Origin of the sequence: Paracoccus sanguinis, from assembly GCF_012689545.1 — a bacterium.
Taxonomy (GTDB): Bacteria; Pseudomonadota; Alphaproteobacteria; order Rhodobacterales; family Rhodobacteraceae; genus Paracoccus; species Paracoccus panacisoli.
The window spans coordinates 1,509,400-1,535,815 of record NZ_CP051542.1; the positions used below are offsets into that span (position 1 = coordinate 1,509,400).

At 72.5% G+C, this 26,416-nt stretch carries 27 protein-coding genes; 15 read left to right on the top strand and 12 right to left on the bottom strand.

All coding sequences use genetic code 11. From position 1 onward, the window contains the following. Nucleotides 1-36: 36 nt before the first annotated feature. The 5 genes from HGN31_RS07170 (at nucleotide 37) to HGN31_RS07190 (ending at nucleotide 3,394) form a co-directional block, all read left to right on the top strand. Nucleotides 37-543, top strand: coding sequence for a DUF2478 domain-containing protein (locus HGN31_RS07170; RefSeq protein ID WP_168782779.1), 507 nt, complete (start codon nucleotides 37-39; stop codon nucleotides 541-543). After that, on the top strand, nucleotides 540-800 hold the full coding sequence (locus tag HGN31_RS07175; protein ID WP_052171629.1) for a sulfurtransferase TusA family protein: 261 nt from the start codon (nucleotides 540-542) through the stop codon (nucleotides 798-800). Before HGN31_RS07170 ends, HGN31_RS07175 begins: the two co-directional genes overlap by 4 nt. A gap of 72 nt (nucleotides 801-872) precedes the next feature. Further along, nucleotides 873-1,799, top strand: a complete 927-nt coding sequence (locus HGN31_RS07180; RefSeq protein ID WP_036733338.1) for an AEC family transporter — start codon at nucleotides 873-875, stop codon at nucleotides 1,797-1,799. 3 nt (nucleotides 1,800-1,802) lie between these two features. After that, entirely contained in the window at nucleotides 1,803-2,600 is a 798-nt protein-coding gene (locus HGN31_RS07185; RefSeq protein WP_036707738.1) for a crotonase/enoyl-CoA hydratase family protein, read from the top strand. Further along, complete coding sequence (locus HGN31_RS07190; RefSeq protein WP_168782780.1) at nucleotides 2,597-3,394, top strand: alpha/beta hydrolase; 798 nt, start codon at nucleotides 2,597-2,599, stop codon at nucleotides 3,392-3,394. The genes HGN31_RS07185 and HGN31_RS07190 overlap by 4 nt, the downstream gene beginning before the upstream one ends. 191 nt (nucleotides 3,395-3,585) lie before the next feature. Here HGN31_RS07190 and HGN31_RS07195 read toward each other — a convergent pair whose 3' ends face one another. Continuing rightward, complete coding sequence (locus HGN31_RS07195) at nucleotides 3,586-4,911, bottom strand: 4-aminobutyrate--2-oxoglutarate transaminase (RefSeq protein WP_168782781.1); 1,326 nt, start codon at nucleotides 4,909-4,911, stop codon at nucleotides 3,586-3,588. Nucleotides 4,912-5,132: 221 nt separating this feature from the next. On the opposite strand from HGN31_RS07195, the gene HGN31_RS07200 reads away from it, so the two are divergent. After that, nucleotides 5,133-5,540, top strand: coding sequence for an META domain-containing protein (locus HGN31_RS07200; RefSeq protein ID WP_168782782.1), 408 nt, complete (start codon nucleotides 5,133-5,135; stop codon nucleotides 5,538-5,540). A gap of 136 nt (nucleotides 5,541-5,676) precedes the next feature. Continuing rightward, nucleotides 5,677-6,402, top strand: a complete 726-nt coding sequence (locus HGN31_RS07205; RefSeq protein WP_168782783.1) for a rhomboid family intramembrane serine protease — start codon at nucleotides 5,677-5,679, stop codon at nucleotides 6,400-6,402. Here the strand turns inward: HGN31_RS07205 and mnmC2 are convergent. Next, complete coding sequence (gene mnmC2, locus HGN31_RS07210; protein ID WP_211096353.1) at nucleotides 6,399-7,097, bottom strand: tRNA (5-methylaminomethyl-2-thiouridine)(34)-methyltransferase MnmC2; 699 nt, start codon at nucleotides 7,095-7,097, stop codon at nucleotides 6,399-6,401. The two genes, HGN31_RS07205 and mnmC2, sit on opposite strands and share 4 nt — an antisense overlap. Nucleotides 7,098-7,145: 48 nt before the next feature. Here mnmC2 and HGN31_RS07215 point away from each other — a divergent pair, with 48 nt between their 5' ends. Further along, nucleotides 7,146-8,195: an NAD(P)/FAD-dependent oxidoreductase gene (locus tag HGN31_RS07215; RefSeq protein ID WP_244961169.1), complete on the top strand. Its 1,050-nt coding sequence runs from the start codon at nucleotides 7,146-7,148 to the stop codon at nucleotides 8,193-8,195. Between the two features lie 8 nt (nucleotides 8,196-8,203). Here HGN31_RS07215 and HGN31_RS07220 read toward each other — a convergent pair whose 3' ends face one another. From HGN31_RS07220 to HGN31_RS07250, 7 genes are all read right to left on the bottom strand, one after another. Further along, a complete protein-coding gene (locus tag HGN31_RS07220; RefSeq protein WP_036699930.1) occupies nucleotides 8,204-8,524 on the bottom strand; it encodes a DnaJ family domain-containing protein in 321 nt (106 codons plus the stop codon). Continuing rightward, the gene (locus HGN31_RS07225) at nucleotides 8,524-11,586 is read right to left on the bottom strand and encodes a valine--tRNA ligase (protein WP_168782785.1); all 3,063 of its coding nucleotides are present in this window, start codon (nucleotides 11,584-11,586) and stop codon (nucleotides 8,524-8,526) included. Before HGN31_RS07225 ends, HGN31_RS07220 begins: the two co-directional genes overlap by 1 nt. 98 nt (nucleotides 11,587-11,684) lie before the next feature. After that, nucleotides 11,685-12,527 carry an alpha/beta fold hydrolase gene (locus HGN31_RS07230; protein WP_168782786.1) on the bottom strand — a complete coding sequence of 281 codons (843 nt, stop codon included), beginning with the start codon at nucleotides 12,525-12,527 and terminating at the stop codon, nucleotides 11,685-11,687. Then, entirely contained in the window at nucleotides 12,524-13,198 is a 675-nt protein-coding gene (locus tag HGN31_RS07235) for a glutathione S-transferase family protein (protein ID WP_168782787.1), read from the bottom strand. The genes HGN31_RS07230 and HGN31_RS07235 overlap by 4 nt, the downstream gene beginning before the upstream one ends. Before the next feature lie 85 nt (nucleotides 13,199-13,283). Next, nucleotides 13,284-14,078 (bottom strand): VOC family protein, encoded by a 795-nt coding sequence (locus HGN31_RS07240; RefSeq protein WP_036699924.1) that lies wholly within the window; start codon nucleotides 14,076-14,078, stop codon nucleotides 13,284-13,286. A gap of 26 nt (nucleotides 14,079-14,104) precedes the next feature. Then, nucleotides 14,105-14,536: a VOC family protein gene (locus HGN31_RS07245; RefSeq protein ID WP_036699922.1), complete on the bottom strand. Its 432-nt coding sequence runs from the start codon at nucleotides 14,534-14,536 to the stop codon at nucleotides 14,105-14,107. Further along, nucleotides 14,536-15,264 carry a DUF1428 domain-containing protein gene (locus tag HGN31_RS07250; RefSeq protein ID WP_036699920.1) on the bottom strand — a complete coding sequence of 243 codons (729 nt, stop codon included), beginning with the start codon at nucleotides 15,262-15,264 and terminating at the stop codon, nucleotides 14,536-14,538. Before HGN31_RS07250 ends, HGN31_RS07245 begins: the two co-directional genes overlap by 1 nt. Nucleotides 15,265-15,397: 133 nt before the next feature. Between HGN31_RS07250 and HGN31_RS07255 the strand changes: the two genes are divergently transcribed. Further along, nucleotides 15,398-16,045: a winged helix-turn-helix transcriptional regulator gene (locus HGN31_RS07255; RefSeq protein WP_244961171.1), complete on the top strand. Its 648-nt coding sequence runs from the start codon at nucleotides 15,398-15,400 to the stop codon at nucleotides 16,043-16,045. Nucleotides 16,046-16,054: 9 nt separating this feature from the next. On the opposite strand, the gene HGN31_RS07260 is transcribed toward HGN31_RS07255, so the two are convergent. Both HGN31_RS07260 and HGN31_RS07265 read right to left on the bottom strand, forming a co-directional pair. Further along, complete coding sequence (locus tag HGN31_RS07260; RefSeq protein WP_168782788.1) at nucleotides 16,055-18,685, bottom strand: AAA family ATPase; 2,631 nt, start codon at nucleotides 18,683-18,685, stop codon at nucleotides 16,055-16,057. Further along, nucleotides 18,682-19,803: a metallophosphoesterase family protein gene (locus HGN31_RS07265; RefSeq protein ID WP_168782789.1), complete on the bottom strand. Its 1,122-nt coding sequence runs from the start codon at nucleotides 19,801-19,803 to the stop codon at nucleotides 18,682-18,684. Before HGN31_RS07265 ends, HGN31_RS07260 begins: the two co-directional genes overlap by 4 nt. A 148-nt stretch (nucleotides 19,804-19,951) precedes the next feature. On the opposite strand from HGN31_RS07265, the gene HGN31_RS07270 reads away from it, so the two are divergent. Genes HGN31_RS07270 through HGN31_RS07285 form a run of 4 tightly spaced genes read left to right on the top strand, consistent with a single transcriptional unit; the run spans nucleotide 19,952 to nucleotide 22,768 of the window. Next, nucleotides 19,952-20,548, top strand: coding sequence for a TetR/AcrR family transcriptional regulator (locus tag HGN31_RS07270; protein ID WP_168782790.1), 597 nt, complete (start codon nucleotides 19,952-19,954; stop codon nucleotides 20,546-20,548). Between the two features lie 53 nt (nucleotides 20,549-20,601). Continuing rightward, the gene (locus HGN31_RS07275; RefSeq protein WP_168782791.1) at nucleotides 20,602-21,030 is read left to right on the top strand and encodes an organic hydroperoxide resistance protein; all 429 of its coding nucleotides are present in this window, start codon (nucleotides 20,602-20,604) and stop codon (nucleotides 21,028-21,030) included. Nucleotides 21,031-21,044: 14 nt separating this feature from the next. After that, nucleotides 21,045-22,079, top strand: a complete 1,035-nt coding sequence (locus HGN31_RS07280; RefSeq protein ID WP_168782792.1) for an NADP-dependent oxidoreductase — start codon at nucleotides 21,045-21,047, stop codon at nucleotides 22,077-22,079. Nucleotides 22,080-22,090: 11 nt separating this feature from the next. Continuing rightward, on the top strand, nucleotides 22,091-22,768 hold the full coding sequence (locus HGN31_RS07285) for a type 1 glutamine amidotransferase domain-containing protein (protein ID WP_168782793.1): 678 nt from the start codon (nucleotides 22,091-22,093) through the stop codon (nucleotides 22,766-22,768). A gap of 49 nt (nucleotides 22,769-22,817) precedes the next feature. Here the strand turns inward: HGN31_RS07285 and HGN31_RS07290 are convergent, their stop codons facing one another. After that, nucleotides 22,818-23,735 carry a LysR substrate-binding domain-containing protein gene (locus tag HGN31_RS07290; RefSeq protein WP_168782794.1) on the bottom strand — a complete coding sequence of 306 codons (918 nt, stop codon included), beginning with the start codon at nucleotides 23,733-23,735 and terminating at the stop codon, nucleotides 22,818-22,820. A 132-nt stretch (nucleotides 23,736-23,867) separates the two neighbouring features. Between HGN31_RS07290 and HGN31_RS07295 the strand changes: the two genes are divergently transcribed. Both HGN31_RS07295 and HGN31_RS07300 read left to right on the top strand, forming a co-directional pair. Next, the gene (locus HGN31_RS07295) at nucleotides 23,868-25,157 is read left to right on the top strand and encodes an aminopeptidase P family protein (protein ID WP_168782795.1); all 1,290 of its coding nucleotides are present in this window, start codon (nucleotides 23,868-23,870) and stop codon (nucleotides 25,155-25,157) included. 127 nt (nucleotides 25,158-25,284) lie between these two features. Beyond that, nucleotides 25,285-26,391, top strand: a complete 1,107-nt coding sequence (locus HGN31_RS07300) for an ABC transporter substrate-binding protein (protein ID WP_036708340.1) — start codon at nucleotides 25,285-25,287, stop codon at nucleotides 26,389-26,391. The last annotated feature ends 25 nt before the right edge of the window (nucleotides 26,392-26,416 follow it).

The window sequence follows — 26,416 nt, forward strand, 5'->3', positions numbered from 1 at the left end:
TTTACGCCGGCGGGGGCGAGCCGCTAGGGTGGTCCCATGCTCGGCTATGTGATCCACGAGGACCGCGGGGACCCCAACGCGCGCATGGCCGAGATCGCCATGTCGCTGATGGCGGACGGATTCCGGCTGGCCGGGGCGGTGCAGGCGAACCTCGACCCCCGCCACCGCCACGAGTGCGACGTCGAGCTGACGATCCTCGGCGCCTCAAGCGCGCCGCTGCGGATCTCGCAGTCGCTGGGGCGCGGCTCGCACGGCTGCCGGCTGGACAGCGACGCGCTCGAACGGGCGGTGGCGATGGTGGCGGCGCGGCTGACCCGGACGACCGACCTGCTGATCATCAACAAGTTCGGCAAGCAGGAGGCCTCGGGCCGCGGCTTCCGCGACCTGATCGGGCTGGCGCTGTCCGAGGGCGTGCCGGTCCTGACCGCGGTGCCGCCCGCCTATCTGCCCGCGTTCCTCGAGTTTGCCGACGGCATGGCCGTGCGCCTCGACTGGGACAGGGCGACCGACTGGGCCCGCGGAAAGCGCCCGGCCGCCGCATGAGCGCCCCTGACGAGGCCGCCACCGCCACGGACGCGGTGGCCGAGATCGACGCCCGCCACCTGCTCTGCCCCCTGCCGGTCCTGCGGCTGCGCAAGGCGCTGCTGGCGCTGCCCCCCGGCGCCCGGGTGGCGCTGGTGGCGACCGATCCGGCGGCGGTGCTGGACGTGCCGCATTTCTGCGCCGAGGGCGGGCACCGGCTGCTCGGCACCACGCCCTTGGCCTGCGGCGCGCGGCGCTATCTGGTGCAGCGCGGCTGAGACCCCGACCTTGCGCCCGCGCGCGCAGAGTGGTTCTGTCCCCGGCGGGAGGCGGATCGAGGGGGGACGCCCATGCTGGCGATCTTTCTCAAGACGCTGCCGTTCTTTGCGCTGATCGGCACCGGCTGGCTGGCCGGGCGGCTGCGGCTCTTTTCGGCCGAGGCGACCGCGGCGCTGACCAACTTCGTCTTCTACTTCGCGCTCTCGGCGATGCTGTTCGGCTTTGCCGCGCGGCTCGATCTCGGCGCGCTCTTCGACCTGCGCTTCGTGCTGGCCTATCTCGCCGGGTCGCTGGCCGTCTGGGCGGTGGTCTTCGCCGTCGCCCGCAGCCGCGGCAGCGGGGCGGCCGAGGCGGCGATGCTGGCCCACACCGGGATGATCGGGAACACCGGCTTCCTGGGCGTGCCGATGCTGGTCGTGATCCTGGGCGAGGTCGCCATCGGCCCGGTGCTGATGGTGCTGACGCTGGACATGCTGGTGTTTTCCACCCTCATCACGCTGATCATCGCGGCCGTGCGGCACGGGCGCATCGGCCCCTCGACGCTCAGGCCGGTGCTGCGCGGGATCGTCGCCAATCCGATGATCGTGGCGATGCTCGCGGGGCTCGCCTGGGCGGGGCTCGACCTGCCGCTGCCCGCGCCCGCGGCCGAGTTCCTGTCGCTTCTGGGCGCCGCCGCCACCCCCGGCGCGCTCTTTGCCATCGGCGCCTCGCTGGCGCTGCGCCCGGCCCGGCGCGTCGGCCCGGCGCTGGCGCTGAGCGGGGTCAAGCTGGTCCTGCACCCGCTGGCCGTCGGCCTTGCGGCGCTGGCGTTCGCCGTCGATCCGGTCGCGGCCGGCGTCATGGTCGCCGCCGCCGCGCTGCCGGTGGCGGGCAACGTCTACATCCTCGCCCACCACTTCGGCATCGCCGAGGAACGGGTGTCGGCGGCGATCCTGATCTCGACCGCGCTCAGCGTGGCGACCCTTCCCCTTGTCATCCACCTGATCCCGAAAGGCTGATCCATGAAGAAGATCTCGCAACTCTCGCTCGAGAACGTGGTGCTGGACGTGGACGAGGACGGCATCGCCACCGTCACGCTGAACCGCCCCGCCAAGCGCAACGCGCTGGACGCGGCCACCATCGACGAGCTGATCGAGGTCTTCGCCACCCTGCCCCGCGCCGGCGTGCGCGCCTGCGTGCTGCGCGGCGAGGGCACGCATTTCAGCGCCGGGCTGGACCTGGTCGAGCACTACCACGCGGACCGCTCGGCCGCCGATTTCATGCACGTCTGCCTGCGCTGGCACGAGGCGTTCAACAAGATGGAATACGGCGGCGTGCCGGTGATCGCGGCGCTCAAGGGCGCGGTGGTGGGCGGCGGGCTGGAGCTTGCTTCGGCCGCCCATATTCGGGTCGCCGACGAGACCACCTATTTCGGCCTGCCAGAGGGGCAGCGCGGCCTCTTCACCGGCGGCGGGGCGACGATCCGGGTGGCCGACCTGATCGGCAAGGCGCGGATGATCGACATGATGCTGTCCGGGCGCCTCTATCGCGGGCAAGAGGCGGTGGACGTGGGGCTGGCGCAGTATCTGGTGCCCGACTCCGAGGCCAAGGCCTATGAGATCGCGCGGGCGGCGGCGCAGAACCCGCCCTTGTCGAACTTCGCCATCTGCTCGGCGATCAGCCACATGCAGAACATGAGCGCGCTGGACGCGGCCTATGCCGAGGCGGTCGTCGCCGGCGTGGTCAACACGCAGGAGGCCGCGAAGGCCCGGCTCGAGGCCTTCGCCAAGGGCACCGCAGCGAAGGTGAAGCCGGAATGAGCGACCGGGTCGAGCAGATCACGGACTGGGACGACGCCTATGCCAACGTCGCCCACATCCCCGGCGGCGAGGACTTCGCCCCCCGGTGGGAAGGCGAGGCCGAGGTATTCCGCGCCGCACACCCGCCCGAGGCGGTGGGGCGCGGCGAGCTCTACCTGCCCGCCGGCGCGCCCAGGGGCCTCGCCGTGTTCATCCACGGCGGCTACTGGCTGCGCTTCGGGCCCCGCTGGTTCTCGCACCACGCGGGCGGCGCACTGGCGCGGGGCTGGGCGGTGCTGCTGCCCGGCTATCCGCTCGCGCCCGAGGCCGGGCTGCGGCAGATGCGCGACGAGGTGGCGGCCCAGATCGACGCGGCGGCCGCGCGGGTCGCGGGGCCGATCAACCTCAGCGGCCATTCGGCAGGCGGGCATCTGGCGGCGCGGATGATCTGCGAGGACAGCCCGCTCAAGGCGCTGGACCGGGTGGCGCGCTGCCTGCCGATCTCGGGGCTCTTCGACCTGCGACCCTTGCAGCGCACCGCGATGGCGGGCGACCTAGGGCTGGACGACGCGACCGCGGCGGCAGAAAGCCCGCTGTTCCACGCGCCTGCGGCCCACGTCGATCTGCACGTCTGGGTGGGCGCCGACGAGCGCCCGGTCTTCGTGCGCCAGTCGCGCCTCATCGCCGACGCCTGGGCCGGGATGCCGCGCACGACGCGGCTGACGGTGGAACCGGGCCGGCACCACATGGACGTGATCGCGGGCCTCACGCAGGCCGAGGCGTCGCTGACCGAGGCGCTGGTCGGAGGCCTCTAGCCGCCCGCACAGCCGGGCTCCGCGTAGAGCGGCCAAACGCCAGATTGGCTGTCCAGCCCACCGCACCAGCCTCCTCGCGGGTGCTTGGGGCGCCTGCGCAGCGGATCAGCGCCGGGCCGAGACCGCCCTCCCCCTCGGGCTGGACCCAAATATCCCGCGGGGGTCCGGGGGCGCGAAGCCCCCGGCTTTGTTCAGGCCTCCTGCGCGCCCGGCTGCAAATCACCGTCCTCGGCCGCCTGATGTGCCCCCGGTCCGCGGGCGGCGCGGATCGCGTCCTCGAGCAGCCCCAGCGCCTCGTCGAACACCGCATCCGGCACCGTCAGCGGCGGCAGGAAGCGGATCACGTTGCCGTAGACGCCGCAGGTCAGCAGGATCAGGCCCCGCTTCAGCGCCTCTTCCCGCACCTTGTTGGTGAACTCGGGCGAGGGCGTGTCGGTGCCCGCGACGTTGAACTCGACCGCGTTCATCAGGCCGGGGCCGCGGATGTCGATGATCTCGGGCACGTCGTCGCGCAGGCTGGCGAGCCGCTGCTTGAGGCGCTGGCCCAGGCGCTCGGCGCGCTCGGACAGCCCCTCCTCCTCGATCACGTCGAGGACCGCGTGGGCGGCCGCGACCCCCAGCGGGTTGCCGGCGTAGGTGCCGCCCAGGCCCCCGGGGTTCGGCGCGTCCATCACCTCGGCGCGGCCGGTGACGGCCGAGATCGGCAGGCCGCCGCCCAGCCCCTTGGCCATGGTGGTGATGTCGGCGGCGACGCCGTGATGCTCCATCGCGAACAGCTTGCCGGTGCGGGCGAAGCCGGTCTGGACCTCGTCGGCGATCAGCAGCATCCCGTGCTCGTCGCAGAGCGCCCGCAGCTTCTGCATGAAGCCCGCGGGGACCGGGTAGAACCCGCCCTCGCCCTGCACCGGCTCGACGATGATCGCAGCGACGCGCTTGGGGTCCACGTCGGCCTTGAACAGCTTGTCGAGCGCCGCGAGCGCGTCGTCCTGGCTGACCCCGTGCAGGTCGTTCGGGAACGGCAGGTGATAGACGTCGGGCATCATCGCCCCGAACCCGGCCTTGTAGGGCTGGACCTTGCCGGTCAGCGTCATGCCCATGAAGGTGCGGCCGTGGAAGGCGCCGGTGAAGGCCACGATCGCGCTGCGCCCGGTGGCGTAGCGGGCGATCTTGACGGCGTTCTCGACCGCCTCGGCGCCGGTGGTGGCGAAGATGGTCTTCTTCTCGAAGTCGCCGGGCACGAGCCGGTTCAGCCGCTCGGCGAGCGCCACATAGTTCTCATACGGCACGACCTGGTGGCAGGTGTGGGTGAAGCGGTCGAGCTGGTCCTTGACCGCCTGGATGACCTTGGGGTGGCGGTGGCCGGTGTTCACGACCGCGATGCCGGCGGCGAAGTCGATGTAGCGCTTGCCGTCCTTGTCCCAGATTTCCGCGTTCTCGGCGCGGTCGGCGTAGATCTGGGTGGTCATCCCCACGCCGCGCGAGATGGCGGCGTTCTTGCGGTCGGTCATCGTGGTCATCTGGCGGTCCCCCTCGCGGCTCGCGCGCCCCGGAACGGGCGCCGGGGCGCAATCTAGCCGCCCCGCCGAGGGGGGACAATCGCCCCGCCCCCGGCGTTCTGACGCACCGTGCCAACGGAACGCCCGGCAGGGCGGCACGGGCGATTGCACGGGCGACCGCTTTACCTGCGCGCAGGCGCAGGGCAGCATGGCCGCACCCCTGTCCCAGCCAAGGCGCCGCCATGCGACTGCCCGTCCCGCTCGTCCTGATCCTGCCGCTGCTCGCCGCCTGCGCGCCGACCGACACCGCCGTGCCGACCGGCGGCCCCGAAGCCTGGCGGGTGCTGTCGGTGGAGGCACGCCCGCCGCAGGGCACGTCGCCGGTGATCCGGTTCGAGCCCGGCGGCCGCGTCAGCGGCACCGGCGCCTGCAACGGGTTCTTCGGTCCCGGCCAGATCACGCCGCCGGTCCGCATCGGCCCGCTGGGCGCCACGCTCATGGCCTGCGCCCCCGCGGCGATGGAGTTCGACGCCCTGCTGCACGCGGCCTTGGGCCGGGTGGACGGCGCGGCCCCGCAGCCGGGCGGGCAGCTCGACCTGACCGCGGCGGGGCGGCCGGTCGTCCGCCTCGGTCCCGCGCCGGCGCCCTGACCTCGCCGGGCCTGGACCGCGGCCCCGGCCTTGACGCCGGCCGCGCGCCGGTGCCCGATCACGCCGGGCGGGCACCGGACTGCAACCATGCCGCCCCGCCCGCGTTCGCCCTGCACCCGTCAGCCCAAGGCCCTCCATGTTCCCGATCCGTGACCACAACCCCTCCGAGACGACGCCCTACGTCACCATCGGGCTGATCTTCGTCAACGTGGTGATGTTCCTGCTCACCATGCCCTGGGGCGGCGGGATGGAGGGGCTGTGGGAGGATCTGGCCCTCTACCCCGTCGCGGTCACCAACGGCGCGCATCTGTGGGGCCTCGTCACCCACATGTTCCTGCACGCGGGGCTTTTGCACATCGCGGGCAACATGCTGTTCCTGTGGATCTTCGGCGACAATCTCGAGGACCAGATGGGGCATTTCGGGTTCCTCGCCTTCTACCTTGCCTGCGGGCTGGCGGCGGCGGGGTTCCAGATCGCCGCCGACCCGTCCGAGGGCATCCCGATGGTCGGTGCCTCGGGCGCCATCGCCGGGGTGATGGGGGGGTATCTGCTGCTCTTTCCCAAGGCCAAGGTGGACGTGGTGGCGATCATCATCATCCTGATCAAGGTGTTCACCATCCCCGCCTGGGTGATGCTGGCGGTCTGGTTCGGCGTGCAGGTGTTCTCGGGCTACGCCATGCACGGGGGCGAGGCCGGTGTGGCCTATTGGGCGCACGCCGGGGGCTTTGCCGCGGGCCTCGTGCTGACGCTGCCGCTGTTCTTCCGCCGCTGCGGCACGGCCTTCTGGGCGGTCACGCGGGGGCGGCCGCCGCACCTGCCGCTCGACTACGCCCCGACGCGCATCCCTCAGGTGCGCCGCTAGGCCAGCACCCCACGGCTCATGTGGCGCTTGCCGGCAAAGCCGGGGGCGCGGCTGACGGCGAACCCGGCCTCGGAGAGCGCGCGGCGGACGTGGCCCGCGGCGGTGTAGGTGGCGAAGCTGCCGCTCGGGGCGGTGTGGCGCGCGACCTGTGCCATCAGGTCAGGGCCCCACAGTTCGGGGTTCCGGGCCGGTGAAAACCCGTCGAGGAACCACGCATCTGCCCGCCCGTCCCACGCCGCCAGCGTCTCGCGCGCGTCGCCCACGATGACCGTCGCCGTCACCGAGCCCACGGTGAGGCTCGGCTTCCCCCAGCCCGCCCGCAGCTGGGCCGAGAGCGGCGCGAGGGCGGGAAAGGCCGCGTGGGCACGGGACAGGTCGGCCGCGCTCAGCGGAAAGGCCTCGAAGCTGGTGAAGCGGACCGGGACGCGGGCCACCTCGGCCAGCGCGAGCAGGTTCAACCCGGTGCCGAACCCCGTCTCGGCGACGTGGAAGCCGGGGGCCAGCCGCGCGGGCAGGTCGTTGCCCGAGAGGAACACGTGCCGCGTCTCGTCCAGCCCCCCGGCGAGGCTGAAGAACGGGTCGTCGAAGCGGCGCGAGACGGGGATCTCGCCCGCCCCCGTCTGCCGCCAGTCGAGGCCAGACTCCTCGCCCGTCTCCTCGCCCGTCTGGTCGCCCGATTGCTCGCTGGGGGTCATCCGCGCTACTCCTGCCGCCTTGGGTGGCATTGGCGGGGACGCGCGGCGGTGGCAAGCGGGATCACGTTGGGCGGGATCACGGTGGTGGGCGGCGGCATCTTCGGCCTTGCCTGCGCGTGGGAGCTGGCGCGCCGCGGCGCGCGGGTGCGGCTGATCGAGGCCGACCGGCTCGGCGCGGGCTCCTCGGGCGGCACGGTGGGAGCGCTGGCGCCGCATGTGCCCGAGCCGTGGAACGACAAGAAGGCGCTGCAGCGCGACGCGCTGGTGGCCGCCGAGGGCTGGTGGGCCGAGGTCGCCGCCGCGGGCGGGGTCGATCCGGGTTACGGCCGCACCGGCCGCCTGCAGCCGCTGGTCGAGGGGCCGGCGCTGGATGACCGCATCGCCGCAGCCAGGGCGCGGTGGCGCGGGTTCGCGATGTGGCGCGAGGGGGCGCCGCGGGGGCCGCTGGTCCCTGAGAGCGCAACCGGATGGCTCGCCGACGACATCACCGCGCGCATCGCGCCGCGGCGGGCGCTGGCGGCGCTGGCGGCGGCGATCCGGGCGGCGGGCGGCGAGATCGTCGAGGGCGCGGGCGCGCAGCATCCCGACCGGCTGGATGCGGGCGGCGGCCCGGTGATCTGGGCCACGGGTGCGCCGGGGCTGGCGGACCTCTCGGCCGATCTCGGGCGGCCGATGGGGGGCGGGGTCAAGGGCCAGTCGGCGCTGCTGGGCTTCGCCGCGCCCGAGGCGCCGCAGGTCTTCGCGGACGGGCTGCACATCGTGCCCCATGCCGACGGCACCGTGGCCATCGGCTCGACCAGCGAGCGGGACGCGGTGACCCCCGGCCCCGACGCGCAGCTCGATGCGCTGATCGCCAGGGCGGTGGCGATCTGCCCGGCGCTGGCGGGGGCCGAGGTGATCGACCGCTGGGCGGGGGTGCGGCCCCGCGCCCTCTCGCGCGCGCCGCTGGTGGGCGCATGGCCGGGGCGGCCGGGACATTTCATCGCCAACGGCGGGTTCAAGATCGGCTTTGCGATGGCCCCGCCGGTGGCCGGGATGCTGGCCGACCTGCTGCTGACCGGCGTGGACCGCATCCCTGCCGGGTTCCGCCCCGATTAGCGCCCCGCCTAGCGCATCGCCCGGCGGCGGGCGTCGGCGGCGACGTTGCGCTTGAGCTCCATCAGCGCGATGCGGCGTTGCAAGGCGCGGCGCTCGGCCTCGTCCTCGATCTGGTCCAGCACCGCCCGCTGCGCCTCGATCTCGCGGGCGAGCGTCACCTCGGGCGGCAGGAAGCCGCCGTCGGCCATCATCCGGTGCAGCACGTCGTCGGCGCTTTCGCGCAGCCGCTCGGGGTCGAGCGGCCGCCCCTCGCCGGCCAGACCCGACAGCTTGCCCTCGGCCGCCGCCTTGTCGATGGCCCGCTGGGCGATCCGCTCGAACCAGTGCATCAGAAGGCGGAAAGCTGCGCGACGGCGGCGTTGAGGCGGGCGATCTCCTCGTCCAGATCGGCGAGCTTGGCGCGGGTCTCCTCGATCACCTCGGGGTCGGCGTTCTCGACGAACTTCGGGTTGCCGAGCCGCCCGCGCAGGCCGCCCGCGTCCTTCGCGGCCTTCTCGGCGGCCTTCCTGAGGCGCGCGGTCTCGGCGGCGGCGTCGATCACCTCGCCGATGGGCAGGGCGAAGGACGCGCCGGGTGCCGCGACCGCGATCATCCCGCGGCCGGGCGCACCGTCGCGGGCCGGATTCACCCGCGCCAGCCGCTCGATCAGCGGGGCGTTGGCGGAAAGTGCGGCGCGGGCCGCGGCATCGGCCTCGGTCACGATCAGGTCGAGCTTGGCGCCCGCCGGCACCCCCATCTGCGCCCGGGCCGAGCGCAGCGCCTCGATCAGGCCGATCACCCAGTTCATCTGCCGGTCGGCGTCGGCGTCGATCAGCTCGGCCCCATACTCCGGCCAGTCGCCGTGCACGAGCATCCGGTCGCGCGAGCCGGTCAGGGCCCAGATTTCCTCGGTGACGAAGGGCATGACCGGGTGCAGCAGCGTCACCGCCTGGTCGATGACCCAGGCCATCGTGGCGCGGGTTTCCTCGGCATGCTCGCCATCGAACAGGGGCTTGGCGAACTCGACATACCAGTCGCAGAGCTTGCCCCAGACGAAGGCGTAAAGCCCCTGCGCCGCATCGTTGAAGCGATAGGCGGCCAGCGCCTCGTCAAAGGCGAGGCGGGCGCGCGCCGTCTCGCCCATGATCCAGCGGTTGACGGTGTGTTGGGGGGTGGGCGTGCCCGCGCGGGGGGCGGCAAAGACGCCGTTCATCTCGGCAAACCGGGTCGCGTTCCAGATCTTGGTGACGAAGTTGCGGTTCGCCTCGACATGCTTGGGCCCCAGCTTCGGGTCGCGGCCCATCGCCGCCATCGAGGTCAGCGTGAAGCGCAGCGCGTCGGCGCCGTAGTCGTCGATGAGCGTCAACGGGTCGATCACGTTGCCCTTGGACTTGGACATCTTGGCGCCCTTTTCGTCGCGCACCAGCCCGTGGACATAGACGTTGCGGAACGGCACCTCTCCGGTCAGCTCGAGCTGCATCATCATCATCCGGGCGACCCAGAAGAAGATGATGTCGAACCCGGTGATCAGCGTGTCGGTCGGGAAATAGCGCCGCAGCTCGGGCGTGTCGGCGGGCCAGCCGAGCGTCCCGATGGGCCAGAGACCCGACGAGAACCACGTGTCGAGCACGTCCGGGTCGCGCCAGACCGGATAGACGAGCCGCGTCGGGTCGCTGTCGATCTCGTATTCGCCGAGGCCCAGCGCGAAGGCGTGGACCGCCGCCGCGCGGTCGGCGACCTCGATCACCCGCGCGCCGTGCAGCGGGGCGGGCAGCCCGGCCAGCACGTCGTCGAAGCGCGGCGCGACCTCGGCGAAGCTCGCGCCGCAGTGCTGGACCTCGCCGGGGCGGACCAGCCGGTCCTCGTTCAGCAGCCGGAACATCTCGGCCGGGTCGATGGCGCTGTCGCCCTCGTCGTCGTGATAGGTCTCGGCGCCGAGGCTGAGGCCATACCACACCGGGATCTGGTGCCCCCACCAGAGCTGGCGGCTGATCGTCCACGGCTCGATGTTCTCGAGCCAGTGGAAATAGACCTTCTCGTGCTGCTCGGGGATGATCCTTGTGCGCCCGTCCCTCACCGCGTCGATGGCGGGCTGCACGATCCGGGCGGTGTCCACGAACCACTGGTCGGTCAGCATCGGCTCGATCACCACGCCCGAGCGGTCGCCGAAGGGCTGCATGATCTTCTTCTGTTCGACGTAGGGCGCGCCCTCGGCGTCGGTGACGGCAAGACCCTCGGCGTTGATCTCGTCCACCACCAGCTTGCGGGCCGCGTAGCGGTCGAGGCCGCGCAGATGCTCGGGGACGAGGTTCACCTCGGTCACGTCGCCCACGTCCTCGCCGCGGGCGGCGCGGGTGGCGATGGCGGCGCTGTCGGCATAGGACAGCCCGTCGTCGCGCATCGCCCCCTTGCCGTCCATCAGCGCGTAAAGCGGGATGCCGTTGCGCTGCGCCACGCCGTAGTCGTTGAAGTCATGCGCCCCGGTGATCTTCACCGCGCCCGAGCCGAAGCTGGGGTCGGGATAGTCGTCGGTGATGATCGGGATCAGCCGGCGGTGTTCCTTGGGCCCCACCGGGATCTCGCAGAGCTTGCCCACGATGGGCGCATAGCGCGCGTCCGAGGGGTGCACGGCCACCGCGCCGTCGCCCAGCATCGTCTCGGGCCGGGTCGTGGCGATGGCGATATAGTCGCGCGTCTCGCGCAGGGTCACGTTCCCGTCGGCGTCGCGTTCCACGTATTCGTATGTCTCGCCCCCCGCGAGCGGATAGCGGAAGTGCCACATCTGGCCGTCCACCTCGCGGTTCTCGACCTCGAGATCCGAAATTGCGGTCTCGAAATGCGGGTCCCAGTTCACCAGCCGCTTGCCGCGGTAGATGATCCCCTTGTCGTAGAGCGCGACGAACACCCGGATCACCGCGTCGTGGAAGTTCCCCTCTTCCCCCGCCGGGGCGCCGGGGGCGCCGGACATGGTGAAGGCGTTGCGCGACCAGTCGAGCGAGGCGCCCAGCCGCTTCAGCTGCCCGATTATCGTGCCGCCCGACTCGGCCTTCCAGTCCCAGATCGCGCGGGTGAAGGCCTCGCGGCCGATCTCGCGCCGGTTCGGCTCGCCGCGCTCGGCCATCCGGCGCTCGACCACCATCTGGGTGGCGATGCCGGCGTGGTCCTGTCCGGGCTGCCAGAGCACGTCGAAGCCGCGCATCCGGTGCCAGCGCACGAGGATGTCCTGCAGCGTGTTGTTCAGCGCGTGGCCGATGTGCAAGCTGCCGGTGACGTTCGGCGGCGGGATGACGACCGAGAACGCCTCGGCCCCCGGCCGGGCATTGGCGCCTGCGGCAAAGGCGTTGGAGCGTTCCCACTCGGCGGCGATGCGCGCCTCGGCGGCGGGGGCGTCGAAACTCTTGTCCATGGTCATCGGTCGGCATCCTTTCGGTCGCCGACCGGATTAGCCGCTGGGGCGGGAAACGCCAAGCCGCGACGGGCGCGGCGACGGGGGTGGCGACGGGGGCGGGGTCAGGGCGCCTCGGCCGCTGCGATCCGCGCGGCGATCAGGCCGGGCAGCTCGGGGCGGGCGAGGATGGTCAGGTGCGTCGTGTCGGGCAGGATGCCGAGCCACGCGTCGGGCAGGGTGCGGGCCATGTGGACGGCGAACTCGGGCCGGATGAAGTCGCGGTCGCCGATGAGGATCAGCGTGGGCGCCGTCACCGCCGCCAGCCGCGCGTCGGGCGCCCCCCAGTCCGAGCCGATGAAGGCCGCCGTTTCCGTCATCGTCTGCGCCACCGCCGCCGCGCCGCCCGGGTTCTTGGCGGCCAGTTCGGCCGACATGGCGGCGAAGTCGGCGGGCGTCGGCAGCAGCGCCGCGACCTCGGGCGGCGGGGTGAAGCCCGGCTCGCGGTTCATCCGCACCAGCTCGGGCAGGAACCCCTCGGGCTGGTGGCTGGCCGAGATCGCGGTGAGCGAGGCGACCCGCTCGGGCGCGCTCATGGCGAGGTCGAGCCCCAGCATCCCGCCCATCGAGAAGCCCACGACATGGGCGCGCGGCACCTTCAGCGCGTCCAGCACCGCCAGCGTATCGTCGCGCATCGCGGCGAAGCTCATCGGGCCGTCGTAGTCGGCGGTGTGGCCGTGGCCCTGCTGCTCGACGCCGATCACCGGGCGGTCCTGCGCGAGGCCGGGGATCAGCGCGCCGAAGCTCGACTCGATGGTCATCATGCCCCCGTGCAGGACGAGCACCGGGGTCCGGCCGGTGGTGAGGTCGCCGTGAACCTCGTACCAGACGTCGTGGCCGTTCACGGCGACCGTCTCGGCCGCGGCGGGGGCGGCGAGCAGAAGGGCGGCGAAGAGGGCGGGTTTCATGACGACTCCTTGTCCTGCGCCCCGGCAGGCGCGTCGGTGGGCGCCTTCGCGGCGGCGAAATGGGCGAGCTGGTCGGCCAGCGCCTTGCGGAACGCCGGCCGCGCCGTCATCCGCGCGACATAGTCGGTCACGGCGGGATGGGGGGCGAGCTTCCCCTCGTCGCCCGCCATCCGCACGGCCTCGGTCATCAGGATGTCGGCGGCGGTGAACCGCCCCGCGGCGATGAAGGCGCGGGTCGAGAGCACCGCGTCGAGCTGCGCGAGGCGCTGCGTCATCCATTCCTCCCACCGGGCGGCGCTCGCCTCGTCGCGGTGGAAGAACCGGGCGACGGCCCAGCCGGTGACCGGCGGCTCGATCGAGTTCAGCGCGGCAAAGGCCCATTGCAGCACCTCGATCCGCCCGTCCTCGTCGGCGGGCATCAGGACCGGCGATTTCTCGCCCAGATAGAGGGTCATGGCGCCCGATTCGAAGATCGTCCGATCGTCGTCCTGCAGCACCGGAACCTGGTGGAAGGGCTGGATTGCCAGATGCGCCGCGCTCTTGTCGGTCGAGGGCACCGTGGCGATGCGGTAGGGCAGGCCCGCCTCTTCGCAGGCCCAGCGGGGGCGGATGTCGCGGACATAGCCGCGCGGCATCTCGGGCACCCAGTCAAAGGTGGTGATGGTCAGCATCGCGCCTCCTCGCGCCTGTGGCGTCGTCTGGCAGGAAGTCCGAACGGGGGCCGGGGGGCCCCCGGTGCGGCAGCCGCGGCCGCCGTCAGCCGAGCGGCCCGACGACCGCGAACCACGCCCCCTGCGGGTCGGTGGCGACGGCGATGTGCATCCCGCCCGGCACCTCGTGCGGGCCGTGGTGGACCGTGCCGCCCGCGGCCTCGATCCGCGCCATCGCGGCGCGCACGGGATCGGCGCCGAAATACGGCAGCCACGCCGGCACCGGGGCGTTCCCCAGCCCCATCACCGCGCCGATGTCGCGGCCCTTGTGGCTGAGGATCCGGTAGGTGCCCGCCTCGCCCATGTCGAGCGTCCGGGCCCTGGTCCAGCCAAAGAGCGCGGCATAGAACCCCTCGGCCGCGGCGGGGTCCGAGCTCATCAGCTCGTTCCAGGCGCCGTGGCCGGTCTTCGCGGGATCGAAGGCGCCGGTCGTCAGCGCCTTCTTGCGCTCGGCCTCGGTCATGCGGCTCATGTCGGGCTCGAGCAGGCCGAACACCGCCCCCTGCGGGTCGGCGACCACGGCGAAGCGGCCGGTGCCGGGGATGTCGGCGGGCGCGACGAGCACACGGCCGCCCGCCGCCTCGGCCGCCGCCGCGGTCGCGTCGCAGTCGTCGGCGGCGAAATAGGTCAGCCAGTTCGGCGGCGGCGCCCCGGCCTGACCCGCGTTCGAGGTCAGACCGGCGACCATCTCCTCGCCCGCGCGGGCGAGCAGATAGACCATCCCCTCCATCCCCGAATCGCTTACCGCCCAGCCCAGCACCTCGGCATAGAACCGCCCCGCCGCCGCGGGGTCGGTCGTGCCGAGTTCGTACCAGCAGGGGTCGCCCTGAAATCCGCTCACGGTCGTCTCCTTTCGGTCGATTGCGATCAGTCGGCTGCGCTGATCATCCAGTGTGTGCCGAAACGGTCGCGGCACATGCCGAAGCCCTTGGCGAAGAACGTCTCGCCGAACGGCATCGTCACGTCGCCGCCGGCGGCCAGACGGTCGAACAAGATGCGCGCCGACGCCGGGTCGGGGCGTGATACGGCAACGGACACGCCCGATTGCCGCTGACCGTCGGGCTCTGTCGGGTCGGCGAACTGCGGCGGCGCGTCCGACCCCATCAGAACGCCACCGTCCGCGGCCTCGAGCCGCGCGTGCATCAGCCAGTCCCTTTGCTCGGCCGGCAGTTCCGGTGCACCCGCGCCGGGCGGGATGTCCGAGAAGCGGCTGGTTTCGAGCGTCCCGCCGAAGATCTCGGCGTAGGCTGCGAAGGCTTGAGCGGCGTGGCCGGGAAACATGAGGTAGGGGACGAACATCACCGTCCCTCACGCGAATCGAACAGCGGCGCGAAGCCGCCCCAGAACATCCGCTTCCCGTCGAACGGCATCTCGGGCATCGGCTGGCCGCCGGCATCCGCCTGCATCGCGCGGGCGGCGGCGTCGCAGGTCGCGCGGTCGGGCCACTCGATCCAGGCGAAGACCGGCACCTCGCCCGCCTCGGCCTGGGTGGCGCGGTAGAAGTCGGTGGTCTTGCCGTGCGGCACGTCCTCTCCCCACAGCTCGGCCTGGCGCAGCGCGCCGCGGGCGCGGAACCCCTCCCACGAGGCGCGGGCCAGCGCCGCAAAGGCGTCGCGGTTGCCCTCGGGCACGGCGAGGACGAAGCCCTGAACCCAGGCGCCGGGGCGCGTCTCGCCCTCGTCCAGCACGGTCGAGAACCCGCCCCAGAACATCCGCTGGCCGTCGAAGGGCATCTCACCCATCTCGGCGCCCATCGATTCGTCGGCCATCATGTCGCCCCAGGCGGCGTCGCAGGTGGCGCGGTCGGGCCATTCGATCCACGAGAACACCACCGTCTCGTCGGGCGTGGCCTGAACCGCGCGGCGAAAGTCGGTGCGCGTGCCGTCCGGCACGTCCTCGCCCCACGTCTCGACCATGCGCAGCGCGCCGCGGCGCTGGAAATGCGGCCAGGCGCGGGCGGCGTGGGCGCGGTAGGCCTCGCGGTTGGCGGTCGGCACGGCGGCGACTGAACCCGTGTGGTAAGACATCGCGACTCTCCCTTGTGCTTGTCCTGTCGGTGGCTGACCGGCATCACGCCGCAGCCCCGCTGGACACAGCGTGGCAGGATGCTTGCATTTTGCAACCGAAAACTTTAGTTATGAAACTGACACGGAGGCCCTGTTGGCGGAGACCCGCAAATCCTATGGCGAGGGGTGCCTCGCCGCCCACGCGCTCGACCTGATCGGCGACCGCTGGGCGCTGCTGATCGTGCGGGAGTTGATGCTCGGGCCGCGCCGCTTCGGCGCGATCAAGGCGCGGCTGCCGGGGATCGCCACCAACATGCTGACCCGGCGGCTCGCCGACCTCGAGGCCGCGGGGGTGCTGACCCACACCACCCTGCCGCCGCCCGCCGCGGTCCCGGTCTACGAGCTGACGCCGCAGGGGCTGGGCCTCTGGCCGATCCTGCGCGAGCTCTGCCGCTGGGCCGTCACCGTGCCCGGCCACGACCCGCGGCTGCCGATCAGTCCGGTGGCGCTGATGCTGTCGATGCAGACCATGCTGCGCCCCGCCCCGGGCCTGATCGCGGCGGGCTTCGGGATGGAGGACGAGAGTTTCCTCGTCACCACCGACGGCGAACGGATCGAGACGGTGCGCGCCGTCCTGCCCGCCGGCGAGATGCAGTTCGAGGCGCCGCCGAACCTGATGGCGGCGGTGATCTATGGTCCCCAGCCGCTCGCCGCGCAGATCGCCGCGGGGACGCTGCGGTTCACGGGCGACCCCGAGCGCGGGCAGGCGTTCGTGGACCGCTTCCGGCTTGGGCCGGTCTGACGTTTAACCTCAGGCTGGCGTGACCTCGACGCGCAGCCGCTGGCCCCCGAGCGGCGCGAAGGCGCGCTGGCGGCAGGTGAAGACGAGGATCTGCTGGTCCTGCGCCACGCGGTGCAGCGCCGTGAACATCGCCTCGATCCGGTCGTCGTCGCTGTGGACCAGCGCATCGTCCAGCACCACCGGCACCGGCTGACCGCGGCGCAGGAACAGCCGCGCAAAGGCCAGCCGGGTTAGCACCGCCAGTTGCTCGCGCGTGCCGCCCGACAGGATGTCGAGCGCCTCGTCCTGCCCGGCGCGGGTCAGCGTCGCGGGCAAGAGGCTGGTGTCGTCGAAGCCGAGTTCGGCGCCGGGGTGCAGGATGTCCAGCAGCGGCCGCAGCTCGTCCATGACGGGGCGCAGATACTGCTCGCGCGCCGCCGTGCGGGCGTCCTCGAGCGCGCGGCGCAGCCGGTCGAGCGCGCCCACCTCGCGTTCGTAGCGCGCGGCGCGGGCGGCGGCCTCGGCGGCGCGGCCGGTGATCTCGTCCAGCGCCTCCTCGATGCCCTGATCGGCCAGCGCGCCGATCGAGCCGTTGACCTCGGCCAGCTCGCGGTCAAGCCGGGTGCGCTCTTGCGCCCGGCCGGCGAGGACCGAGCCGAGGCGCGCGACCTCGGCCCGCGCGGTGGCCTCGTCCGGGGCATCGGCGGCCAGCGTGGCGCGCCGCGCCTCGGCGTCGGCGAGCGCCGCCTCGAGCGCCGGTTGCGCCGTGCCGAGCGTCAGCAGCCGCGCGGCCAGCGTCACCGCGTCGCCGGCCTCAGCCCGGACGCGGTCGAGCGCATCCTGCGCCGCCACCGCCGCGGCCTTGGCCGAGGCGAGATCCTCGCGCGCCTGCCCCTGCCGGGCGGTCGCCGCGGCCAGCGCCTGCGCCGCCGCGGCCTCATCCGCGCGGGCGGCGGCCAGGGCGGCCTCGAGCGGCGCGGGGTCGTCGGGCGCGTCGTCGGCGCCCGCGCCCGCTGCCTCGCGCGCCTGAGCAAGCTTGAGGCGCAGCGCCTCGATCCCGTCGGGCGCGCTCTCGTCCAGCGCCGCCGCACCGTCCCGGATCGCGCCGTCGAGGTGTCGGGCCTCGTCCGCCGCCCGCTGCGCGCCGCGCAGGTCCGGCGCCCCGCAGGCGGCCAGCGCCCTGGCCAGCGCCGCCTCGGCCGCGGTGAGCCGGGGGGCGAGCGCGCCCTCGCCCGCCGCGCCCGGATCGACGGTCATGCGGCCGATGCCCGGCAGTTCGAAGGTCGTGGCGCCGGTGAGCCGCACCCCCTCCGGCCCCAGCGGCCGGCCCGCGAGCGTCACCCGCGCCGCGCCGCCATAGTCGAATCGCACCGCCACCTGCTGCGCCTCGGCCTGCGCCCTGAGGCGGTCGAGCGCCGCCTGCGCGGCCTCGGCGGCGGAAAGGGTCTGGTCCGTCACCACCAGCGCCTTGCGGCGGGCGCGCTGCTCTTCCAGCGCGCTGCGCTGCGCCTCGGCCCGCGCGAGGGTCTGGGCGAGGGTCTGGGCCAGATCGCGGGCCGTCCGCGCGTGGGCGGCCCGCTGCGCCGCCTCAAGCCGCGCGGTCGCGGCCTTGGCGGCGGCCGCGGCGGTGTCATGGGCGTGCGTCGCCTGCGCGACCTCGGTCGCGCGGTCGCCCGCGGCAGCCTCGGCGCTCGTGACCGCCGCGGCGGACCGGGTGGCGCGGGTCTCGGCCTCGGCCAGCCGGTCGCGCAGCGCGGTCAGCGCCTGGGCGTCGCTGCGCCCCTTCTCGACGTCGCGCAGGGCCAGCTTGCAGGCACTGTCAGCGGCCCGGATCTCGTCGGCGCGGCGGGTCGCGGCCTCGAGCGCCGCTTCGGCCGCGCGCAGCGCCGCGGTGTCGCCGGCGTCGGCCTCGGGGTCCGTCAGGGCCTTGCGCTCGCGCCCGAGCCGCGCCCGGGTCTGCAGCTGCGCCGCAAGCCCGCGCGCCTTGGCGTCCAGCGCCGCGCGCTCGGCCTCGAGCGCCTCGGCATCCTCGACCGCCCGCGCCCACGGGCCGCCCGACTTCGGGCGCAAGGTGCGGGTCGCCAGCCGGTCCAGCGCCTCGCGGACCCGGACCAGCACCGCATCCATCCGCCGCCCGCCGGTCATCAGCTCGATCTCGCCCGCGACCGAGGACAGCAGGTCGCGGCGGACCGAGAGGCCGCTCTTCGGGTCGCTCGCATCGCCCTTCCCGTCCGGCTCGATCCCCAGCAGCCCCTGCCGCACCCACAACAGCCCGCTCGGCCCGGCGAGCCCGCCCTGCGTCAGCCCGTCGATCCACGCCTCGGCCTCGTCGTCCCGCGCCACCATCCGGCCCGAGGCGTCCGTGACCTGCGCCGTCGGGCGCGAGAGCCAGCGTTTCTCGATGCGGAAGCGGCCCTGGGGCAGGTCGATCTCGACCGCGGCCTCGGGGGCGCCGCCGCCGTGGGGTTGCAGGGCGCGGATCGCCGCCCGCGTCCCGCGGTGGGGCTCAAAGAACACCGCCCGCAGCCCGTCGAAGAAGGTGGACTTGCCGTATTCGTTGCACTCGGACAGCACCGAGATGCCGTCGCCGATCCCGTCGATGCGGGCCCGCTGGCCGGCGAAGCGGCGCAGGTTGGTGAGTTCGATGGCGCGCAGCTTCATGGCTGCACCTCTTGCGCGAGCGCGTAGAGCCGGGCGAGCGCCGCCGCCGCCACGTCGCGGTCGTCCTGCGCCAGCGCCGGGTCGGCGCTTTCGGCCAGCAGCGCCTCGGCCGCGCGGCGCAGCGCGCCGCCGCGCTCGATCTGGTCGAGGTCGTCGGGCGCGACATCGGCGGCGAGGCCCGAGAGGTCGGACTGGAACCAGCCGAAATCCGGCGCGAGCGCCGTCAGCGCGGCCTCGAGTGCCGCCCGTTCGGCCAGCGCGAGCCGCCCGCGCGGGGCGACCCGGACCAGCGCGTTGCGGCGCTGCGCCCCGGCGGGCAGCAGCGCCGTCAGCCGCGCGGCGCCATCCTCGCCCGGCAGCAGGTCGAGGTCGGGGCGCACCCACGCGAACTGCCCGATGGGCACCGGCGTCACCTGCGGCGGCGCGCCCGCCGCCAGCGTCACCACCAGCGCACCGGGCGCGGTGGCGTGCTTGAAGCCGTCGGCCTCGGGCGTGCCGGCGTACCAGGTCGCGGGGCCCACCTGCATCTGCCCGTGCCAGTCCCCGATGGCGAGGTAGTCGAGGCCCGAGCGCGCCGCCCGGTCCGGCGGGATGATGCCGGGGCTGCCTTCCTCGCCGGTGAAATCCACGATCGCCCCGTGGCCCAGGCCGATGCGGATCGCGCCTTCGGCGGTGGGGGCGGACATCGCCTCGGTCAGGTCGCGGCCCGGGCGGCGCTGGGTGACGGGCGCGGGCAGCAGCCACACGCCCTCGGCCAGCGCCACCGGCGCGGGGGTGTCGAGCACGGTGACGTTCGCGGGGCAGGCCGCCGCCACCCGCTGCCACAGTTCCGACGCGGCGAGGCTGTCGTGGTTGCCGGGCAGCAGGACCCAGCGCAGGTCGGCCTCATGCGCCATCGCGCCCAGCGCCTGCCGCAGCGTGGCGGGCGCCGGGGTCTCGGCGTCGAAGCTGTCGCCGGCCAGCAGCACGTCGCGGGCGCCCGCCTCGCGCGCCGCGGCGGCGAGGCGGGCGATGGCGGCGTGGCGAGCCTCGCGCAGGCGGTGGCGGATGTCCTCGGGGTAGGTGCCGAAGGCGCGGCCAAGATGCAGGTCCGAGCTTTGCAGGAAACGATAGGTCATGGCTCCGCCGGGCGAGGGATGGGCCGCACTCTAGGGGGGCCGCGGCGGGGGCGGCAAGCCGGGCGGCCGCGCCCGGCCCGACGCAGGGCGAGGATTTTTTTTCGCGCCGCCCACTAGACGACTGGTCTAATCACCCCATATCGGAGCCATGGACCAGCCACACGACACCCGCACCCAGATCCTCTCGACCGGCCGCCGCCTGACCGCCCAGCAGGGCTATACCGGCGTCGGGCTGAGCGAGCTGCTCAAACAGGCCGGGGTGCCGAAGGGGTCGTTCTACCACTACTTCCCCTCGAAAGAGGCCTATGGCTGCGCGCTGCTCGAGGATTTCGTGACCGAGTACGGCACCCGCCTCGACGGGTCGCTGACCCATCCGGCGTGGGACGCGCGGGCCCGGTTGCTGGCCTATTTCGCCGACTGGCAGCGCAAGCAGGTCAGCCCCGACCCGGCCGAACGCTGCCTGATCGTCAAGCTTTCCGCGGAAATCGCCGATCTGTCGCCGGACATGAGCCGCATCCTGCGCGACGGGGTCGAGTCGATCACCGGCCGCCTGGCGGCCACGCTGCGCGAGGGGCTGGCCGACGGCTCGATCGCCGCGATCGACGACCCCGAGGCCACGGCCGAGGCGATCTATCACCTGTGGCTGGGGGCGAGCCTCGTCGCCTCGCTGGCCCACGACGACGCCGCCCTGGCGGCCGCGATGCGGACGACCAAGCGGCTGGTTCCGCCCGGGCCGACCGCCTGACGCGGCCCGACCACCCCATGAGACGACTGGTCTAATCAGAAAGGACAGATGCCATGAAAATCTTCTACAAGACCTCGGCCACCGCCACCGGCGGGCGCTCGGGCCGCTCGGCGCTCGACGACGGCAGCTTCGCCGTGGACATGGTGCGCCCCGACGCCGCCGCGACCGGCGACAAGACCGGCGTGAACCCCGAGCAGCTCTTCGCCCTCGGCTATGCCGCCTGCTTCGACAGCGCGATGGAGATCGCGGCCAGGCAGCTCAAGCTGTCGCCTGAGGGCGCCCGCACCAGCGTCGCGGTCGGCATCGGCCAGCAGGCCGCCGGGGGCTATGCGCTCGACCTCGACATCACCGCGCACCTGCCGGGCATGGCCGAAGCCGACGCGCAAAAGCTCGTCGAGGCGACGCACCAGCTCTGCCCCTACTCCAACGCCACCCGCGGCAACATCGACGTGCGCCTGCACATCGACACCGCCGCGGCCTGACAGAAAGACCCGAGATGACACAGACCGACACCACGAACCGCCAGTTCCTGCTCGCCGAGCGCCCGAAGGGCGAGCCGACGGACGCGACGCTGAAGCTGACCGAAACCCCCATCCCCACCCCCGGCCCCGGGCAGATGCTGCTCAGGACCGAATATCTCTCGCTCGACCCCTACATGCGCGGCCGGATGAGCGCCGCGGAATCCTATGCCGACCCGGTCGAGCTGGGCGCGGTCATGGTCGGCGGGACCGTCGCGCGGGTCGTGACCTCGAACGTCGAGGGCTTCGCCGCGGGCGACTGGGTGCTCAGCTTCAACGGCTGGCAGGATTACGCGCTGTCGGACGGCAAGGGCGTGACGAACCTCGGGGCCTCGCCCGACCGTCCGTCCTGGGCCCTGGGCATCCTCGGGATGCCGGGGTTCACCGCCTGGGCCGGGCTGACGCAGATCGGCGCGCCGAAACCGGGCGAGACGATCGTGGTCGCCTCGGCCACCGGGCCGGTCGGCGCGACGGTGGGGCAGATCGGCAAGATCCTCGGCTGCCGCGTGGTCGGCGTCGCGGGTGGCCCCGAGAAATGCGCGCTGGCGGTGGACGAGTTGGGCTTTGACGCCTGCATCGACCACAAGGCCGACGACTTCGCCCAACAGCTCGCCGCCGCCTGCCCCGATGGCATCGACGTCTACTTCGAGAACGTCGGCGGCAAGGTGCTGGACGGCGTGATGCCGCTGCTCAACGCCAACGCGCGGGTGCCGGTCTGCGGGCTCGTCTCGCAGTACAACGCCACCAGCCTGCCCGAGGGGCCGGACCGGCTCAACTGGCTGATGGGGCTGATCCTGCGCAAGAAGCTGAAGGTGCAGGGCTTCATCATCTTCGACGACTTCGGCCACCTCTACCCGGACTTCGCCAAGGCGATGACCGGCTGGATCGGCGAGGGCCGCATCGCCTACCGCGAAGAGGTCATCGACGGCCTCGAGAACGCGCCGGCCGCCTTTGTCGGGCTGCTGCGCGGTGAAAACCTCGGCAAGCGCGTGATCCGCGTCGGCCGCAACTGAAGGGAAACGACATGAACATCCTGATGGTCCTGACCTCGCACGACCAGCTTGGCGACACCGGCAAGAAGACCGGCTTCTGGCTCGAAGAGTTCGCCGCGCCCTACTATGTCTTCAAGGACGCGGGCGCCTCGGTCACGCTGGCCTCGCCCAAGGGCGGGCAGCCGCCGCTCGACCCCAAGAGCGACGCGGCCGACGCCCAGACCGACGCCACCCGCCGCTTCAAGGACGACTCGGACGCGCAGGCGCAACTGGCCAGCACCAAGCGGCTGGCCGAGGTGACGTTTGACGGGTTCGACGCGGTGTTCTTCCCCGGCGGGCACGGGCCGCTGTGGGACCTGGCCGAGGACGCCGACGCCCGCCGCCTGATCGAGGGCTTTGCCGCCGCCGACCGCCCGGTGGGCGCGGTCTGCCACGCCCCGGCGGTGTTCCGCCACACGCAGGGGCCGGACGGCAAGCCGCTGGTCTCGGGTCGCCGGGTGACCGGCTTCACCAACACCGAGGAGGACGGCGTCGGCCTGACCGACGTGGTGCCGTTCCTCGTCGAGGACATGCTCAAGGCCAACGGCGGCACCTATGAGAAGGGCGCCGACTGGGCGAGCTTCGTGCTGACCGACGGCAAGCTGGTCACGGGGCAGAACCCGGCCTCGTCCGAGGATGCCGCGAAAGCGCTGCTGAAGCTGCTCGCCTGATCCGGCCTTGAGCCGATCCCGAAGGCCCGCCGGTTCCCCCCGGCGGGCCTTAACTCATGGGGCCCTCACCCATGTCGTCGCCCGCCCGCTCGGCCAGCACCCAGTCGCGGAAGGCGCGGGCGTGGCCGGGCGCGACCGCCGCCGCCGGGCCTTGCAGCAGGTAATAGGCCGAGCCCTCTGCCACCGCCGTCTGCGACAGCCGCACGAGGCGACCGGCGGCCAGGTCGTCGCGGATCATCGCCTCGGGGCAGAGCGCCACCCCCTGCCCGGCCAGCGCCGCGGCGCGCAGCAGGTTGAAATCCTCGAACACCGGCCCCGCCGCCGGGTCGCGGCCGGGCAGCCCGGCGCGGGCGAACCACGTCGCCCAGCCGTCGTGGTCGGTGTCGTGCAAGAGCGCCATCCCCGCGATCCCCCGGTCCCCCTCACGGGCCGCCCGGGTCGCGGCAAGTTGCGGGCTGCACACGGGCACGGCGGCCCCCGGCAGCAGCCGCAGCGAATCGGCCCCGCACGCCGCGGGCGGGCGGGAAGCGAAGACGAAGGCGAAATCGACCTCGGCAAAGTCGATCTCCTGTCCGTGGAGTGCGTAGACGATGCGCATCTCGACGCCCGGGTGGGCAGCCCGGAAGGAACCGAGCCGGGGGATGAGCCAGCAGACCGCGACCGAGGGGATCGCCGCGACCACCAAGGGGCGAGTCTGGCTGTACCCCCGCGCCGCGCGGCAGGCCGCGTTGATGGAGTCGAACCCCAGTGACAAACTGCGCGCCAACTGCTGCGCGTGCGGCAGCGGGCGCGGCCGCGGCCCCTCGCGGTCGAAGAGGGGCGCGCCGAACCACTGCTCCAACCCCTTGATCTGATGGCTGATCGCGCTTTGCGTGACGTGCAGCTCACCGGCCGCAGCCGCGAACGAGCCGGAGCGGACCACCGCCTCGAAGGCGCGCAGCGCGTTCAGCGGCGCAGGACCGGACATCGCGGGACCCCCATGAGGTTTCCTCATCCTGGGGTGAGAAACACTCTTTTGACAAGGGCCGCGGACGGGGCGGATCGTGAGGGCAGGTTCAAGCGCCCGCGGGGCGCGGCGGTCAAGGGAATCAGGGGACGGATGGAACGCGAACGGCTTCAGAACTACGTCGGCAACGGCACCCCGGTGCAGCCGACCTTTTCGGCGGGCGAGATGCAGCGGCGCCTCGACTCGATCCGCGCGGCGATGGCCGAGCGCGGTATCGGTGCGGCGCTGTTCACCAGCTATCACAACATCAACTACTATGCGGATTTCCTTTACTGCCAGTTCGGGCGCCGCTACGGGCTGGTCGTCACCCCTGACGCGAGCACCTCGATCAGCGCCGGGATCGACGGTGGCCAGCCGTGGCGCCGCACCTTCGGCGGGCGCAACCTGACCTATACCGACTGGCAGAAGGACAATTATTTCCACGCCATCCGCCAGCTTACCGGCGGCGTGCGGCGGCTGGGGATCGAGTTCGACCACGTCAACATCGACCTGCTGAACCTGCTCAAGGCCGAGTTCCCGGGGATGGAGTTCGTCGACATCGCCCAGCCCGCGATGCAGCTCAGGATGATCAAGTCGGCCGAAGAGATCGCCCATATCGAGAAGATGACCCGCATCGCCGACATCGGCGGCGCCGCGGTGGTCGAGGCGGTGGCGGTCGGCGTCCCCGAGCACGAGGTCGCGCTGCATTCCACCGCGACGATGGTGCGCGAGATCGCCCGCGTCTGGCCGCACGCCGAGCTCTTGGACACCTGGACCTGGTTCCAGTCGGGGATCAACACCGACGGCGCCCACAACCCCGTCACCTCGCGCCGGATCGAGCGCGGCGACATCCTGTCGCTCAACTGCTTCCCGATGGTCGCGGGCTATTACGTCGCGCTGGAACGGACTCTGTTCGCCGAAACCGCGAGCGACGAACACCTGCGGCTGTGGGACTTCAACTGCCGCGTCCACGACCGCGGCAAGGAGCTGCTGGTCCCCGGCAACCGCTGCTCGGACATCGCCCGCGAGCTGAACGAGATGTACGCGGCCGAGAACCTGCTGCAGTACCGCAGCTTCGGCTATGGCCACAGCTTCGGGGTGCTGTGCCACTATTACGGCCGCGAGGCGGGGCTTGAGCTGCGCGAGGACTGCGACACGGTGCTGGAACCCGGCATGGTGGTCAGCATGGAGCCGATGATCACCATTCCCGACCACCTGCCGGGTGCCGGCGGCTATCGCGAGCACGACATCCTCGTGATCACGCCCGAGGGCAACCGCAACATCACCGGGTTCCCCTATGGCCCCGAGCACCTGATCGTCGGCAGGGGGGCGGGCAGCGCGAGCGGCATCGCGGCGGCGCCGCAGGCCGCCCGGCAGGCGGACACGCCGGCCCTCGTCGGCTGACCCGGCGGGCGCGCGGGGGCGCCCATGCCCCCCCGCGCCCGGACCGGACCTCAAGCGCCCCCGGCAGAAGGGGCCTTCACGCCCGGCAAAGACCGGGACCACGACAACCACAACAGGGAACGAAGCCATGAAATCCACATCCGGCCCGATCACCCCCGTCCTGCGGACGCTCGGCCTCGTCTCGGCGCTGGCGCTGAGCGCGGGGGCGGCGCAGGCCGCGCAGATCACCGTCATGTCCTGGGGCGGCACCTACACCAAGAGCCAGGTCGAGGCCTACTACACCCCCTTCACCGCCAAGACCGGGATCAACGTCGTGTCGGTGGACAGCGACAACCCGGCGATCCCGGTCAAGGCGCAGGTCGAGGCGGGCAACGTCACCACCGACGTGGTGGACATCGAATACCCCGACGCGATCCGCCTGTGCGACGAGGGGCTGCTCGAGCCGATCGACCCGGCCGGCCTGCCCGCGGCGCCCGACGGCACGCCCGCGACCGAGGATTTCCTGCCCAACGCGCTGGCGGAGTGTGCGGTCGGCTCGATCGTGTTCTCGACGGTCTATGCCTATGACACCACCAAGATCACCGCCGACCCGCCCACGACCATCGCGGATTTCTTCGACACCGCGAAATATCCCGGCAAGCGCGGCCTGAAGCGCGCGCCCAAGGCGCTGCTCGAGATGGCGCTGATGGGCGACGGGGTGCCCGCGGACGAGGTCTACAAGGTGCTCGGCACGCCCGAGGGGGTGGACCGGGCGTTCAAGAAGCTCGACACCATCAAGAAGGACGTCGTCTGGTGGGAATCGGGCGCGCAGGCGCCGCAGTTGCTGGCCGATGGCGAGGTGGTGATGACCACCGCCTACAACGGCCGGATCTTCAACGCGACGGTCAGCGAGGGCAAGCCGTTCAAGATGGTGTGGGACGGACAGGTGTATGAATACAACCTGTTCGCCATCCCGAAGGGCGCGCCGAACGCCAAGGACGCGCTCGAGTTCATCAAGTTCGCCACCTCGACCCAGCCGCTGGCCGACCAGGCCAAGTGGATCAGCTATGGCCCGGCGCGCAAGTCCTCGGCGCCGCTGGTCGGGCTCTACAACGACGGCAAGACCGAGATGGCGCCGAACATGCCGACCAACCCCGACAACATGAAGAAGGCGCTCGGGTCGTCCTATGATTTCTGGGTCGATCACGAGGCCGAGCTGACCGAGCGCTTCAACGCCTGGCTGAGCGCGAGCTGACCGCGCGGGCGGGGCGCGCGTCGGC

Excerpts from the sequence above, each read along its gene's own strand:
- HGN31_RS07170 (WP_168782779.1), top strand. The coding sequence starts at position 37 with ATGCTCGGCTATGTGATCCACGAGGACCGCGGGGACCCCAACGCGCGC.
- HGN31_RS07175 (WP_052171629.1), top strand. The coding sequence starts at position 540 with ATGAGCGCCCCTGACGAGGCCGCCACCGCCACGGACGCGGTGGCCGAG.
- HGN31_RS07180 (WP_036733338.1), top strand. The coding sequence starts at position 873 with ATGCTGGCGATCTTTCTCAAGACGCTGCCGTTCTTTGCGCTGATCGGC.
- HGN31_RS07185 (WP_036707738.1), top strand. The coding sequence starts at position 1,803 with ATGAAGAAGATCTCGCAACTCTCGCTCGAGAACGTGGTGCTGGACGTG.
- HGN31_RS07190 (WP_168782780.1), top strand. The coding sequence starts at position 2,597 with ATGAGCGACCGGGTCGAGCAGATCACGGACTGGGACGACGCCTATGCC.
- HGN31_RS07195 (WP_168782781.1), bottom strand. The coding sequence starts at position 4,911 with ATGACCACGATGACCGACCGCAAGAACGCCGCCATCTCGCGCGGCGTG.
- HGN31_RS07200 (WP_168782782.1), top strand. The coding sequence starts at position 5,133 with ATGCGACTGCCCGTCCCGCTCGTCCTGATCCTGCCGCTGCTCGCCGCC.
- HGN31_RS07205 (WP_168782783.1), top strand. The coding sequence starts at position 5,677 with ATGTTCCCGATCCGTGACCACAACCCCTCCGAGACGACGCCCTACGTC.
- mnmC2 (WP_211096353.1), bottom strand. The coding sequence starts at position 7,097 with ATGACCCCCAGCGAGCAATCGGGCGACCAGACGGGCGAGGAGACGGGC.
- HGN31_RS07220 (WP_036699930.1), bottom strand. The coding sequence starts at position 8,524 with ATGCACTGGTTCGAGCGGATCGCCCAGCGGGCCATCGACAAGGCGGCG.
- HGN31_RS07225 (WP_168782785.1), bottom strand. The coding sequence starts at position 11,586 with ATGACCATGGACAAGAGTTTCGACGCCCCCGCCGCCGAGGCGCGCATC.
- HGN31_RS07230 (WP_168782786.1), bottom strand. The coding sequence starts at position 12,527 with ATGAAACCCGCCCTCTTCGCCGCCCTTCTGCTCGCCGCCCCCGCCGCG.
- HGN31_RS07235 (WP_168782787.1), bottom strand. The coding sequence starts at position 13,198 with ATGCTGACCATCACCACCTTTGACTGGGTGCCCGAGATGCCGCGCGGC.
- HGN31_RS07245 (WP_036699922.1), bottom strand. The coding sequence starts at position 14,536 with ATGTTCGTCCCCTACCTCATGTTTCCCGGCCACGCCGCTCAAGCCTTC.
- HGN31_RS07250 (WP_036699920.1), bottom strand. The coding sequence starts at position 15,264 with ATGTCTTACCACACGGGTTCAGTCGCCGCCGTGCCGACCGCCAACCGC.
- HGN31_RS07260 (WP_168782788.1), bottom strand. The coding sequence starts at position 18,685 with ATGAAGCTGCGCGCCATCGAACTCACCAACCTGCGCCGCTTCGCCGGC.
- HGN31_RS07265 (WP_168782789.1), bottom strand. The coding sequence starts at position 19,803 with ATGACCTATCGTTTCCTGCAAAGCTCGGACCTGCATCTTGGCCGCGCC.
- HGN31_RS07270 (WP_168782790.1), top strand. The coding sequence starts at position 19,952 with ATGGACCAGCCACACGACACCCGCACCCAGATCCTCTCGACCGGCCGC.
- HGN31_RS07275 (WP_168782791.1), top strand. The coding sequence starts at position 20,602 with ATGAAAATCTTCTACAAGACCTCGGCCACCGCCACCGGCGGGCGCTCG.
- HGN31_RS07280 (WP_168782792.1), top strand. The coding sequence starts at position 21,045 with ATGACACAGACCGACACCACGAACCGCCAGTTCCTGCTCGCCGAGCGC.
- HGN31_RS07285 (WP_168782793.1), top strand. The coding sequence starts at position 22,091 with ATGAACATCCTGATGGTCCTGACCTCGCACGACCAGCTTGGCGACACC.
- HGN31_RS07290 (WP_168782794.1), bottom strand. The coding sequence starts at position 23,735 with ATGTCCGGTCCTGCGCCGCTGAACGCGCTGCGCGCCTTCGAGGCGGTG.
- HGN31_RS07295 (WP_168782795.1), top strand. The coding sequence starts at position 23,868 with ATGGAACGCGAACGGCTTCAGAACTACGTCGGCAACGGCACCCCGGTG.
- HGN31_RS07300 (WP_036708340.1), top strand. The coding sequence starts at position 25,285 with ATGAAATCCACATCCGGCCCGATCACCCCCGTCCTGCGGACGCTCGGC.